General features: G+C 58.6%; 10 protein-coding genes. 4 read left to right on the top strand and 6 right to left on the bottom strand.

Annotated elements, in window-relative coordinates:
* Positions 1 to 11: 11 nt before the first annotated feature.
* Complete coding sequence (gene waaF / locus Q334_RS0103020) at positions 12 to 1,091, bottom strand: lipopolysaccharide heptosyltransferase II (RefSeq protein ID WP_211249479.1); 1,080 nt, start codon at positions 1,089 to 1,091, stop codon at positions 12 to 14.
* Between the two features lie 81 nt (positions 1,092 to 1,172).
* Positions 1,173 to 2,045, bottom strand: coding sequence for a 4-hydroxy-tetrahydrodipicolinate synthase (gene dapA, locus Q334_RS0103015; RefSeq protein WP_027311908.1), 873 nt, complete (start codon positions 2,043 to 2,045; stop codon positions 1,173 to 1,175).
* 493 nt (positions 2,046 to 2,538) lie between these two features.
* On the opposite strand from dapA, the gene Q334_RS0103005 reads away from it, so the two are divergent.
* Positions 2,539 to 3,534 carry a branched-chain amino acid aminotransferase gene (locus Q334_RS0103005; protein WP_027311906.1) on the top strand — a complete coding sequence of 332 codons (996 nt, stop codon included), beginning with the start codon at positions 2,539 to 2,541 and terminating at the stop codon, positions 3,532 to 3,534.
* Between the two features lie 86 nt (positions 3,535 to 3,620).
* Here the strand turns inward: Q334_RS0103005 and Q334_RS20395 are convergent, their stop codons facing one another.
* Together Q334_RS20395 and glnE are read right to left on the bottom strand one after the other, a co-directional pair.
* Positions 3,621 to 3,767, bottom strand: a complete 147-nt coding sequence (locus tag Q334_RS20395) for a hypothetical protein (protein ID WP_155888945.1) — start codon at positions 3,765 to 3,767, stop codon at positions 3,621 to 3,623.
* On the bottom strand, positions 3,757 to 6,693 hold the full coding sequence (glnE, locus tag Q334_RS0102995; RefSeq protein WP_027311905.1) for a bifunctional [glutamate--ammonia ligase]-adenylyl-L-tyrosine phosphorylase/[glutamate--ammonia-ligase] adenylyltransferase: 2,937 nt from the start codon (positions 6,691 to 6,693) through the stop codon (positions 3,757 to 3,759). The genes Q334_RS20395 and glnE overlap by 11 nt, the downstream gene beginning before the upstream one ends.
* A gap of 137 nt (positions 6,694 to 6,830) precedes the next feature.
* Between glnE and Q334_RS17845 the strand changes: the two genes are divergently transcribed.
* On the top strand, positions 6,831 to 7,949 hold the full coding sequence (locus Q334_RS17845) for a sensor histidine kinase (protein ID WP_051527479.1): 1,119 nt from the start codon (positions 6,831 to 6,833) through the stop codon (positions 7,947 to 7,949).
* Here Q334_RS17845 and Q334_RS19810 read toward each other — a convergent pair.
* Positions 7,946 to 9,052, bottom strand: coding sequence for a CYTH domain-containing protein (locus Q334_RS19810; protein WP_051527478.1), 1,107 nt, complete (start codon positions 9,050 to 9,052; stop codon positions 7,946 to 7,948). The genes Q334_RS17845 and Q334_RS19810 overlap by 4 nt on opposite strands.
* 10 nt (positions 9,053 to 9,062) lie before the next feature.
* Complete coding sequence (locus Q334_RS0102980; protein ID WP_211249478.1) at positions 9,063 to 10,415, bottom strand: deoxyguanosinetriphosphate triphosphohydrolase; 1,353 nt, start codon at positions 10,413 to 10,415, stop codon at positions 9,063 to 9,065.
* 117 nt (positions 10,416 to 10,532) lie between these two features.
* Between Q334_RS0102980 and argE the strand changes: the two genes are divergently transcribed.
* Both argE and argA read left to right on the top strand, forming a co-directional pair.
* The gene (argE, locus tag Q334_RS0102975; RefSeq protein WP_027311902.1) at positions 10,533 to 11,708 is read left to right on the top strand and encodes an acetylornithine deacetylase; all 1,176 of its coding nucleotides are present in this window, start codon (positions 10,533 to 10,535) and stop codon (positions 11,706 to 11,708) included.
* On the top strand, positions 11,705 to 13,033 hold the full coding sequence (argA, locus tag Q334_RS0102970; protein WP_027311901.1) for an amino-acid N-acetyltransferase: 1,329 nt from the start codon (positions 11,705 to 11,707) through the stop codon (positions 13,031 to 13,033). The genes argE and argA overlap by 4 nt, the downstream gene beginning before the upstream one ends.
* Positions 13,034 to 13,044 lie beyond the last annotated feature (11 nt).

Raw genomic sequence — 13,044 nt, 5'->3', positions numbered from 1 at the left:
CAACAGCACCCTCACCGCTGTGACTCCAACTGCTGCAGCGCCTCTAATACCCGCTCACTGCCCAACTCACGCAGGCAGCGGTAATGTCCATAGGGGCAGGTACGTTGAAAACAGGGGCTGCAGTCAATGTCACTGCGTACGATCTGAACCTGCTCCCCCAGGGGCGGGGTAAAGTCAGGCGATGTCGAGCCATACACCGCCACCAACGGACGGCCAAGGGCAGCAGCAACATGCATCAGGCCCGAGTCATTGGACACCACCAGATCGGCCAGGGCTAATAAATCCACCGCTTCCGCCAACTCGGTTTCACCCGCCAGGTTAACCGCCTGTGCACGCATAGCCTCAGGTAGTAATTGAATAATCTGCTCGCAACCGTGGCGATCTTTATGGGAGCCAAACAGCCACAGCTGCCAGCCTTGTTGCAGATAATGCTGCGCCACTTCGGCGTACTGTGCCTCCGGCCAGCGCTTGGCTTCACCGAACTCAGCACCGGGGCAAAGCGCCAAACAGGGGCGATCGTGCTGCAACTGCAACCGAGCCAGAGCCTGTTGCTGCCCGGCGGTATCGGCCTGTAATTGGGGTAAGGGTAAAGCAGGCAAATCCGCACTGCGCTTGATCTGTGCCGCCGGCCAGGCCAGGGCGGCAAAGCGCTCCACCATCCGCGGGAAAGCAGACTTGTCGAGCAGGCTGTGATCATTCAACAGGCCGAAGCGCAACTCGCCACGCCAGCCTCGACGCACGGGGATGCCCGCTAGCCAGGGTACTAGGGCGGATTTCCAGGAGTTAGGCAGAATAATCGCCTGATCATAGCCACTGAGGGCCAACCGCTGCGCCAATTGGCGACGAATCCCCAGCCCCAGTTTGCCATGCCCCACCGGCATCGGAATGCCGGCACGCACCTCTGGCATTCGCGCCAGCAGTGCCAGGCTCCAGGCAGGGGCCAGCACATCCAGCGCCACACCGGGGTGGCGCTGATGCAACAGTTTGAACAGGGTCTGGGCCATTACCATGTCCCCAACCCAGGATGGACCGACTATGAGTATCTTCACGCAGTATCCAAGCTGGCCAGACGATCCGTCCCCAGCGGTCATCAGCGCGGGAACAGGCTAAATAAGCAGCCGGACATGATAAATAAATCAGCGTGAAACATCCACGCAGCCTGCATGGCGGGGTCAGATCAACTGCAGCTCCACCATCGCCTGGCGAATTGCCGCTTTACTGCTGTCTTTCAGGGCAATAACTGGCAGGCGGCACTCTTCACTGCATAGCCCCAGCAGGGAGGCTGCATACTTGGCACCCGCCGGGTTAGGCTCAAGGAACAGGGCGCGATGTAGCGGCACCAGACGATCCTGTAACTCCCGCGCGGAGGCATAGTCGCCCTGCAGACAGTATTGGTGCAGCTGTGCCACCAGCGCCGGGGCAATATTGGACGTCACTGAAATACAGCCCGCCCCCCCACCGACACTGTAAGCCACGGCGGCAATATCATCACCAGATAGATAGCTGAAGGCTTTGTTAATTAAACGACGCTCCAGCAGGATACGGGTGACATCACCGGTAGCGTCCTTTACCCCCACCACGCGGGGCAACTCCGCCAGACGCGCCAGGGTCTCAACCTCTAACCCCACAATGGTGCGAGGGGGGATGTTATACAGAATGATGGGCAGACCACTGTTGTCATGCACATGGCGAAAGTGCTGATACAAGCCTTCCTGATTGGGACGATTGTAATAGCCGGCCACATGCAGGGTTGCATCAGCACCTGCCTGTTCGGCATAGCGGGAGTACTTGATCGCCTCCACCGGGTTATTAGAACCAGCACCAGCAATCACCGGAATACGTCCGCCACACTCCTCGACCGTAATCTCCACCACCCGTTTATGCTCCGCCTCGCTGAGGGTCGGCGACTCGCCCGTCGTCCCAACCGGCACCAAACCATGGCTACCCTGCTCCACCTGAAAGCGCACCATCTTGCGCAAAGCAGCCTCATCTAACTGACCATCACGGAAGGGAGTCAGCAGAGCAGTAATGGATCCACGAAACATAAAAGGCGTCCTCAACAGAATTTTTTAGTTATGAGTGAGCAAAATTTAACAGACGCTAGAAAGACAAAGCCCCGGTGCGCCTGCTTGGCTACCGGGGCTTTTTGCTGAGTTTTAGCTCTGCTTTATTTCCGCCAACAACCAACCAGGCTAGCCCTTTTTGGCTACCTTAGGTTTGGATTGTTTGGCTTTAGCGAAAGCGAACATAAAACTCTACCGAAATCTGTATTCAGGCCAGGATGGCCAATGAAAGTGCAAGCAGTCTGGATAAAAGCCAGGGGCACGTCAAGCCCCGCCCCCCACAAGAATGCCGCCAGGCGACTAAAGAGCGAGTCAAATCCCCATTTAGTCCATCCGCAGCCCAAGATAATCCTGGCCGAGACAATTCCTTTTTCAGCCTGAATGCTTACAATCAAGCCTACACCCGTTTATAGCAATACGCCGTGCTGGCATCCGCGTGACAGAACGGTGTTTCCGATGATTAGGATGATTTGATATGGCTGCGTTCGGCTCCGTTTTTATGCCTGAAATGGCAATTTCCTGGTTTGATGGTACCCAATGGAGCGGCACAGAGGTGGTGTCCAGCTCCAGCCTGCAACTGCACCCGGGCGCCCATGTGTTGCATTACTCCAGCACCTGTTTTGAGGGCTTGAAGGCCTTCCGTCATGAAGATGGCAACGTCAAGATTTTCCGCATGGATCGCAACGTTGCCCGTCTGGCACAGAGCTCCGAGCTGCTGTCACTGCCCAAAGTGGATCAAGCGCTGCTGAGCGAGATGATCACCACCATTGTGGCGCGTTTTGCCGCTGAGGTACCGGCGCGCCCTGGCTCCATGTATATCCGCCCGACCCATATCGGCACAGAGGCCGCCATCGGTAAAGCCGCCGCCCCCACTACCACCTCCTGCATGTACGTTCTGCTGTCTCCGGTAGGGGATTACTTCGCCGGTGGCGACCGTGCCCTGCGTCTGCTTCTGGATGACTCCGGCATGCGCTGCGCTGCGCACATGGGGATGGTCAAGAGCGGTGGTAACTATGCCAGTGCCCTGCGCCCGACCCTGAAGGCCAAAGCAGAGGTGCAGGCGGATCAGGTGTTGTTCTGCCCCGGTGGCGATGTGCAAGAAACCGGCGCCGCCAACTTCCTGCTGATCGATGGCGATGAAATCATTACCAAGGCGCTGGATTCCAGCTTCCTGCATGGGGTAACCCGCGACTCCATCCTCACCCTGGCCCGGGATGCCGGCATGAAGGTATCGGAGCGTGAACTGCGTATTGAAGAACTGCTGGAGCGTGCCGCCAAGCCTGGCTGTGAAGCGGCACTGTCCGGCACCGCCGCCGTATTGGCGCCCGTCGGCACCCTGATTCATCAAGGCAAAGAATACCCCGTTGGTAATGGTGCAGTCGGCGCCACTACCCTGAAACTGCGCAAGGCCCTGAATGACCTGCAATGGGGTGTCAGTGAAGACAAATTCGGTTGGTTAACCCAGGTATAAACTAGCCGTTTGTCTGTCGCCGCCAACGCCCGCCTTCGCGGGCGTTGTTATTCAAGCCTGAGGGCGAGCACTGCCCAACGAGCAGGCTACGAGGCCTGCGCATAGGGCCATTGCGCCGCATAGGGTAACCACGCTTGGACGGTCACACTCGACCAGGGCGCCAACCGCAACTGATGACGCCGGCGTCTGCCCAGCTGTAAACGCTGACGCCGCAGCAGGCGTTTAGGACGCACCGCTCTCGCCCTGCCCCTCAACCAACTCCTGCCATAACTGGCTGACCTGGGTGCGCAAGGCATCCAGCTGACCATCGGTAACAACCCCCGAGCGATTCTGCAGCGTCAGACGATGGCCTACCGCACGATAGGCTTTATAGGCTTCACGCAGACTTTCTGCCTGCTCGACGGTCAACAAGCCCAACTGCTCTGCTGCCTCCAGAATGCGGATATTGTCGGAATACTGCACCAACTGCGGGTACTGATGGGCATGGGCCAACGCCAAAAATTGCACCAAGAACTCGATATCAACAATCCCCCCGGCATCCTGCTTGAGGTGAAAGTTTGCCTCCCCCTCCGCCTTGGCCGCCGCACTGCCCAGGTTATCGCGCATCTTTTGCCGCATCTGCACCACTTCCTGACGTAGAACCTCCCGCTCTCTGGGACGGGCCAAGGCGGCTACCCTGGCCTGCTCAAATGCCTGCCCCAAACGTTCACTGCCCGCCACCACCCGCGCCCGCACCAGTGCCTGCTGCTCCCAGGTCCAGGCCTGCTCATGCTGATAGCTGACAAAAGCCTGCAGAGAACTCACTAACAGGCCCGAGGCGCCGGAGGGACGCAAGCGCATATCCACCTCGTAGAGTTGCCCGGAGGGGGTAAAGGTGGTCAGCAGATGGATAATTTTCTGCCCCAAGCGGGTAAAGAAGGTCTGATTGGGGATCACCCGCTCCGGCCCTTCGGTATCCCCATTCGGATCAGCATCATGGATAAAGACCAGATCCAGGTCGGAGCCATAGGACAGCTCAATCCCCCCCAGCTTGCCATAGCCGACAATAATAAAGTCCCGTTCACAGGGCTCACCATCGCCACGCAGGGGGCGACCATGTTTATCCACCAGCTGCTGCCAGGCCACTTCCAGCACTTTCTGCAGAATCACCTCGGCCACAAAGGTCAGGGCATCGGACACCTTCATCAACGGCAGCACACCGGTAATGTCCGCCGCCGCCACTCGTAAGCTCTGGGCATTCTTGAAGTAACGCAATGCCTCCATCAGCTGCTCCACGTCCTGCTCAGGGGTACGCAGCAGCAGCTGATGCAGCTCCATCGCCAAACGATGACGATCCGGCGCCCGGTAGAGACTCTGCACATCAATCAATTCATCCAGTAACACCGGATAACGAGCTAGGTGGGTAGCGAACCAGGCGCTTTCAGCGGACAGACGCACCAGTTGCTCCAACGCCGAGGGGTTTTCCACCAACAACACCAGATACGCGGTGCGGCGCAGCACGGCCTCCACCAGCTGCAGCACCCGCTCCAGGGTCTGTTCTGGCTCCTTGGCTTTGCCGACCTGGGCCAGTAAGAGCGGCACCAACGCCTGCAAACGCTCCTGCCCAATCGCCTGCATCACCTGATGGGCGCGACTGGTGCGCAGCTTATCAATCGCTAAGCGTACCCGCTCACTATCCTGGAATCCTTGCTCCGCCAGCCATTGGCAAGCGCTGTCATCATAAGCTTCATCACTTTGCTCCCACAGGCTGAGCCACTGCTGCACCTGGGCCTGTTCCTGCCGCGGCTGCTCATCTTCAGGATCGCTGATCACCTCGTTGAAGTGCGCCCGCACCCGTACACGATGCTGCTCCAGCTGCTGCATAAAGCTGGGCCAATCCTGCAAACACTGGCTCCAGGCCAAACGCTGGCGATCAAACTCACTGGCCGGTAACAACTGGCTCTGCTCATCACGCAGCGCCTGAATACCATGCTCGGTATTACGTAAAAACTCATAGGCCGCCAATAGCTCCGCCACGGCGCTGGCAGGCATCCCTACCGAGTCAGGTAATTGTGGCAAGACCCGTAGCAACTCCCGCGCCTGTAAGCGCTGATCACGGCCACCACGAATCAGCTGAAAGGCCTGAGCAATAAACTCCACCTCCCGGATTCCCCCCTGCCCCAGCTTGACGTTGTCCTCTAACCCTTTGCGTCGCACTTCGCGGTTGATCATCTGCTTCATACCGCGCAGCGATTCAAAGGCGCTGTAGTCCAGATAACGCCGATAAACAAAGGGACGCAGCATATCGAGCAACTGGCTACCCGCCTGCTGATCACCGGCCATCACCCGGGCTTTGATCATGGCATAGCGTTCCCAGTCCCGCCCCTGCTCCTGGTAGTAGGATTCCATCGCCCCGAAGCTCGGCACCAAGGTGCCAGCACTGCCATAAGGGCGCAGGCGCATATCCACCCGGAAAACAAAGCCTTCGGCGGTACTGTGATCCAGCACCTTGATCAGGTTTTGCCCCAGCTTGGCAAAAAATTCCTCATTAGAAACCGACTTGCGTCCACCCTGGGTCTCGCCCTTTTCCGCATAGGCGAAGATCAGATCGATATCAGAAGACAGATTCAGCTCATTAGCCCCCAGCTTGCCCATCCCCAACACCACCAATTGCTGTGGTTGCTGGCTATAGCGACCATAGGGCGTACCCCAACGCTCCGCCAGGCGTGGATACAACCAATCCAGCGCTTGTTGGGTACAGCAATCTGCCAAGCGTGACAGCGCCAGGGTTAACAGTGGCATCGGTTGCAAGCGGTTCAGATCCAACCAGATCAGTTCCTGCATCCGCTCATGGCGGAATAGCCGCAGTTGGCGCATCAGCTCGGCTTCATCGGTGACTGTTGCCAACACTTCCTGCAAACGGCGGGCATAATCCTCACTGGCCAGCGCAGGCTGGCCTTCCAGCCTGGCCAGCAACCACTGGGGCCGCTTCAACCATTGCTCCAGCACATAGTCACTGCCCACCAATACCCGCCATAATTGCTGCTGCCGCGCTGACTCCGCGGTAGCCAAGGCAGCGGCAATTGCCTCCGCCTGGGGGCACTCCTGTAAACGTTGCCAAGCCTGGCTAAGGTGAGCATGGAAACAAGCGGGAACAGTGCTGAAGTCAGGTTGCAGCATGAGCACTCCTGGCGATGACGAATGACAAACCCAGAGCCAAGGCGAGCCTCCGGGTGCTAAGGCAGCTTGCTCCAACATAATCCAGTCTTTAGCCTATAACAATGATCCGCAGCCGTAGCGCCGAACAGGACCCCACCATGAGCGATATCCCACCACCCAGCGACACCTCCCTTGATTTCGCCATGATGGTGATGGCCGCCAACTCAGAGTTGGGGCAGGTAATCGGCTTTTTGCAACGTAGCTTTGCCTGCCAGGACGAAGACGCCCTGGCCCGCGAGCTGTTTAGCGTGTTGAAGGAATTTGGCTTACAGGGGCAACTGCGGCTGGGGCAACAGCTCTGGTTGGATCAGCAGGGGCAGCCGCTGAACGAGGCAGACCGCCCGGCGCTGCAATATCAGGCCGAACGAATCAGCGATCAGGGTGCCCACACCCTGGTGCACTTCCCCCAGGTCAGCTTACGGGTGACCAATATGCCGGTAGAGGACCCACTGCGCCATGGCCGCCTGAAAGACAACCTGGTGGTCCTGCTGGAGGGCGCCAATGCCCGCCTGCAATCCCTGCTGGCGGCACGCCAGGCGGATATGGCCAAAACAGAGTTTCTCGCCAATATGTCACACGAGCTACGTACACCGATGCACGCCATTCTTAACTTTGCCAGCATGGGCGAAAAACGCGCCCATCAGGCACCGGTGGAAAAGCTCGGCCACTATTTTTTGCGCATCCATGAGAGTGGCCAACGCCTGCTGCATCTGCTCAACAACCTGCTCGACTTAGCTAAATTGGAAGCCGGACGGGTGCTGTTTACCCCCTCCGCGGTGGAGATGCATGCACTGTTGGAACACTGCCTGCAGGAACTGGAGCCCTTGCTCAATGACAAACAGCTACAGGTGAGCATCGAAACCGACGGCCAGTTGCAACCGTTGCAGGCCGATGCCCATCAAATGGCGCAGGTATGGATCAACCTCCTCGCCAATGCAGCGCGCTTCAGCCCTGCACAGGGCAAGATTCTCATCCGCCTGCAGCAGCAGGAGTCACAACTGTTGGCCAGCATTGAAGATCAGGGCATTGGCATCCCCGAGGATGAGCTGGAAAGCGTCTTCGACAAGTTTGCGCAAAGCCGTCATAGCCGCACCGGAGCCGGCGGCACCGGCCTCGGTTTAGCGATCTGTCGGCAAATTATCCGCCTGCATCAGGGCCGCATCTGGGCCGAACCCTGCCAGCAGGGGGCACGTCTGTGTTTCAGCCTGCCACGCTAACCTAGCGCCTGGGAGGAGAGCAGCGGCGCCTGGCAGAGTCGATGTTGCTCCTCGCTCAACTGCTCCTGCCAGCCCCGGCTATACAACCAGCTTTGTAACCCCAACAACAACTGCCCCGGCCAGAGCGCCAGATTCAATTCCTGCAAGCGTTGCTGCACGAGCTGCTGACCACTCTGCACCAATGGATGGCTGTCCGGCAGTTGCCATTGCTGTTGCAGTTCCCGCCAGGCCAACGCACCTTGTAATTCACTCAATCCCTGGCGCAACGGCTGCAAGACGGACACAGGCGCCAGCCCCAACACCGGTGTGAAAGCCTCCAATGTATGCTGCATTTGCTGTAACAACTGCAGCAGTACTTGCCCCTGTTGCCACTGCGGTTGATACAGATAGAGCTGCCACTGTTGTCCCCAACGGGTGGCCAGCCATTGCAGCTGAGCTTGATAAGCCTGCTCCAGGCTTAAGCCTGCCCAGGCGGGCTCTGGCAGCGGACGAGGCTGCCATTGCTGGCTGAATAAGCGATAACCACGCTCGGCTTTGCTGATATCACAGGGCTGCAGCGCCACCTTGTCACTCAGTTGCCGGCCCAGTTGCAACAGGGTTTCCGGCTGGCCCTGTAACAGCTCCAGCTCCACCTCACAGAGCGGCTGTTGCTGTTCTCCAACCTCAATCACCCCCTGATCCAGCACCAATTCGATACGGCTGCCCTGCCACTCCAGCAACCATTGGCGGCGCTGAAAATCGGTGCGAAAAGCCGGTTGGAGTTGTTGCTTAATCCCTTTAAGTTCCACCGGCCAAGCGCCCTCTGGTAATAACTCCAACTGCAAAGCCGGTTGAGCCAGGGGGACTTCCCACTCCCCCCGCTGGGATAATCCCCCCAGGCTACTGCCCTGGGTTTTCAGGGTCTGGACAAAGTCCTCCGGCCCGCGCTGGCGGATACGCAGGGCAATACGCTGCTGCTGCAGGTGCAGCGCTGGGGTATCAAAATAGGTGTTTAACAGGTGCTTGCGCCCCTGGTATTGGGCCAGCTGCAGCAGCGGATGCACCTCCAACTGCTCAATCGCTTCGGGTACCAGGCTCAACTTCAGCTCAATTTCTTTGCTCATCTCGCGCACCTTAAACAGAAGGGAAGTGGCCGGTGATTTCCCGCGCCGTGGCCACGGCAAAGTTATCCGTCATGCCGCTGATATAGTCGAGCACCTTCAAATAACTGGTATAGAGATCATCGCCGGGCATCGGTCGACTGGAGCCCATCAACAACAGCAAACGCTCGCTCTTAAAACTCAACTGCGGTTGCAGGGCCTGCTCCCGTGCGGCTTGAATAAAGTGAGTCAGCAGTTTTTCCAGGGTGGCGAAGGCACCGATCTCGGAGCGGGTACGATCGTTATGGTTAAAAATGCGCTGACGGGCAATCGCCTTGGCCTGACCAATACAGTCACGGGTAGCCTGATCACAGTGGCTGATCAAGTCTCCCTCCAACTTACCGCTGAGAATCTGCTGCTGGTTGGCAATAAAGGCCGCACAAACCGCCGCCACCAGATGTTCAATCGCCTTACCTCGCAGCAGGGCCAGGTGTTTGGTGGAGTTAGCAGAAAAAGCGCAGGGATAATCCGCCCCCTTCACCGCCTGAATTTTCGCCTCTCCCACCAACGGCCGCAGGATATTCATCACCTCCTGCTCACGCAGCAGCCCCAGCTCCACCCCATCCTCCAGATCGAGAATGGCGTAACAGATATCATCAGCGGCCTCCATCAGATACACCAACGGATGGCGATACCATCCCCCCTCTGGCCGCGCCAGCAGCCCGAGGCGCTGGGTAATCTGCTCCAGCAGACCACGCTCGGCCTGATTACAGCCATATTTGCCTTTTTGCTGCGCCAGGGGATGATCCGATAACCAGGGATACTTGAGGAAACTGCCCAGGGTGGCATAGGTCAGTCGCATTCCGCCTTTTTGATAGTGATACTCCAGCTGGGTCAGCACCCGAAAGCCCTGGGCATTGCCTTCAAATACCAAAAAGTCCTGTTGCTGCGCCGCGGTCAGGCCATCCAGCCAGCCTTTCTCTCTGGCCTCCATAAACCAGTGGCGGATTGAGGCCTCGCCAAAATGGCCAAAGGGCGGGTTGCCAATATCATGGGCCAAACAGGCAGACTGCACGATAGCCCCCACATCATGGCCACTAAAGCCCGGCGGTAGCTGGCCGGCCTGCTTCAGCGCCCGCCCCACCTGCACCCCCAGGCTACGCCCCACGCAACTGACCTCCAGGGAATGGGTCAGGCGATTATGCACATTGTCATTATGGGACAGGCTGTGCACCTGGGTCTTTTTGCACAGACGGCGAAAGGCATTAGAGAAGAAGATACGATCATGGTCCTTATGAAAGGGCGTCCGCCCGGCTTCATACTCTTCCTGCTCCTGCTTGCCCAATCGCTCACTGCAGAGTAATTGTGCCCAGTTCATCTGTTCCATGTTGCGCTCCCCCAGAAACTCTGGCTGCTATCTAACCCTCCCCCACCCGGCAAGGCAAGGCCCATTTGACCTGAACCCGTGGGCGTCTTAGGGTAAACAGCATTAAGGAGAAAGATCATGCCGCGCCTACCTACCCTGCAGGAGCAACTGCGCCAGTTAATTGCCACCCCCTCGGTCAGCTGTACCCGGGCGGAGCTGGATATGAGCAATGAAGGAGTGATACTGCTGCTGGAGTCCTGGCTCAGCAGCCTCGGCTTTCGTACCGAGATCATGCCCATCAGCCCCGGCAAATTTAATCTGCTCGCCACCTATGGCAGCGGCCCCGGCGGCCTGGTGCTGGCCGGACATACCGACACCGTGCCCTGTAACCCTGAGCGCTGGCAAAGTGATCCCTTCAAACTGGTCGAAAAAGACCAGCGCTGGTACGGTCTCGGCAGCTGCGACATGAAAGGCTTTTTCCCGATTGCCATCGAGGCGGCACGACCGCTGTTGGAGCAACGCTTCCAAGAGCCGCTGATTATCCTGGCTACCGCAGATGAAGAGTCGTCCATGAGCGGCGCCCGCGCCCTGGCAGCGGCGGGCAAACCCCGGGCGCGCAAAGCCATCATTGGCGAGCCCACCAGCCTCAAGCCGATCTATCAGCACAAAGGCATTATGATGCAGGGCTTGCGCCTGACCGGTCAGGCGGGCCACTCCTCCAACCCGGCACTGGGCAACAACGCCATGGAGGCGATGCATCTCATGCTGGCTGAGCTGCTGCAGTTCCGCAGCGAACTGCAAAACCGCTATCAGGACGCCAGTTTTGCCGTCTCCGTGCCCACCCTCAACCTGGGCTGTATTCATGGCGGCGATAACCCCAACCGCATCTGCGCCAGTTGCGAGCTTGAGTTTGACCTGCGCCCCCTGCCGGGAATGGATAATGATGCCCTGCATGCCGAGCTGGAACGGCGCCTGCGTCCCGTTGCCGAGCGGGCCGGGGTGGAATTTGATTTCTACCCCTTATTTGGCGGCGTGCCCGCCTTCCAAAATGCGCGGGATGCTGAGCTGGTACAGATCTGCGAGCAATTAAGCGGTCAGCCGGCGGAAAGTGTGGCCTTTGCCACCGAGGGGCCGTTTTTGCAGCAACTGGGCATGGAAACCCTGATTTTAGGCCCCGGCTCCATTGACCAGGCCCACCAACCCAACGAATATCTTGCCCTGGATCAGATCGATCCAGCCATTGGCATTTTGCGTCGATTAATCAGCCATTACTGTTTGACTTCACCGTCAGCCGAGGTGCAAAAACCCAAGTGAACGCTCACGAATACGTCAGCTGGTTTCGCCACTCTTCCCCCTATATCAATGCCCATCGGGGCAAGACCTTTGTCATCATGTTGGGGGGAGAGGCGCTGGAGCACCCCAACTTCAGCAACATCATTCACGATATCGCCCTGCTCAACAGCCTGGGGGTGCGCCTGGTGCTGATCCACGGTACCCGCCCGCAGATCGAGGCACGGCTACAGGCCAAAGGTCTCCCTAATCGCCTGCACCTGCACCAACGGATCACCGACGAAGACACTCTGGAGTGCGTGAAGGAAGCAGTGGGGGTGGCGCGGATCAATATCGAAGCGCTGATGTCGATGGGGCTGGCCAATTCCCCCATGCACAATGCCCGTATCCGCGTGGTGGGGGGCAATTTTGTCGCCGCCCGGCCGATTGGCGTCAGTGAAGGCCAGGACATGTATTACACCGGCGAAGTCCGCCGTATCGATGCCTCGGCGATCAACCGCCTGCTGAACGACAACGCCATCGTGCTGCTATCCAATATCGGCTACTCCCCCACCGGCGAGGCATTCAACCTCTCCGTAGAAGAAGTGGCTACCCAGGCGGCCATCGCCCTCAAAGCCGATAAACTGATTGCCTTTAGCGCCGATCAGGGGGTCGTCAACAGCCGCGGCCAGGTGATTAACGAATTGGTGGTACCCAAGGCCGAGCGCCTGATTCGCCTGCATTCCGCCCGCATGGGGGCCGATGAGCCGATCAGCGAACTGGCGCGGGTGCTGCAGGCGCTGGTCGGCGCTTGCAAAGGCGGCGTCAGCCGTACCCATTTGATTTCCTACCGCCAGGATGGCGCCCTGCTGACCGAACTCTTCTCCCGCGAGGGCAGCGGCACCATGGTGGTGGAGCAGTCCTATGAGCAGGTCCGCCAAGCCACCATTGAAGATGTCGGTGGCCTGCTGGAACTGCTGCGCCCCCTGGAAGAGGCAGGCATCCTGGTGCGCCGCTCCCGTGAGCTGCTAGAGGCGGAGATTGAGCGTTTCACCCTGATCGACCGGGACGGCACCATTATCGCCTGTGCTGCGCTTTACCCCTTCCCCGATGAAGGCTGCGCGGAGCTGGCCTGTGTCGCAGTACATTCCCAATACCGGGGTGGTGATCGCGGCGAGCAACTGCTGGAAAAAATCGAGCGCCGGGCGCGTAAACAGGGCATCAAAGAACTCTTTGTACTCACCACCCGCACCGCCCACTGGTTCCTGGAGCATGGCTTTGCCCCTGCCCCCATGAGTCGCTTACCCGCGAAAAAACAGGCGCTCTACAACTTCCAACGTAACTCCAAGGTGTTCTTTAAGAGTCTGTAGGCCAATACGTC

It is taken from the genome of Balneatrix alpica DSM 16621 (genome assembly GCF_000619885.1).
GTDB classification, from domain to species: domain Bacteria; phylum Pseudomonadota; class Gammaproteobacteria; order Pseudomonadales; family Balneatricaceae; genus Balneatrix; species Balneatrix alpica.
The sequence above is the reverse complement of the archived record's forward strand: the minus strand, read 5'-3'. Positions and strand labels throughout refer to the sequence as shown.

Coding starts and splice junctions, on each gene's coding strand:
- dapA (WP_027311908.1), bottom strand. CDS start 2,045: ATGTTTCGTGGATCCATTACTGCTCTGCTGACTCCCTTCCGTGATGGT.
- Q334_RS0102980 (WP_211249478.1), bottom strand. CDS start 10,415: ATGGAACAGATGAACTGGGCACAATTACTCTGCAGTGAGCGATTGGGC.
- Q334_RS0103005 (WP_027311906.1), top strand. CDS start 2,539: ATGGCTGCGTTCGGCTCCGTTTTTATGCCTGAAATGGCAATTTCCTGG.
- Q334_RS19810 (WP_051527478.1), bottom strand. CDS start 9,052: ATGAGCAAAGAAATTGAGCTGAAGTTGAGCCTGGTACCCGAAGCGATT.
- glnE (WP_027311905.1), bottom strand. CDS start 6,693: ATGCTGCAACCTGACTTCAGCACTGTTCCCGCTTGTTTCCATGCTCAC.
- Q334_RS17845 (WP_051527479.1), top strand. CDS start 6,831: ATGAGCGATATCCCACCACCCAGCGACACCTCCCTTGATTTCGCCATG.
- argE (WP_027311902.1), top strand. CDS start 10,533: ATGCCGCGCCTACCTACCCTGCAGGAGCAACTGCGCCAGTTAATTGCC.
- waaF (WP_211249479.1), bottom strand. CDS start 1,091: ATGACCGCTGGGGACGGATCGTCTGGCCAGCTTGGATACTGCGTGAAG.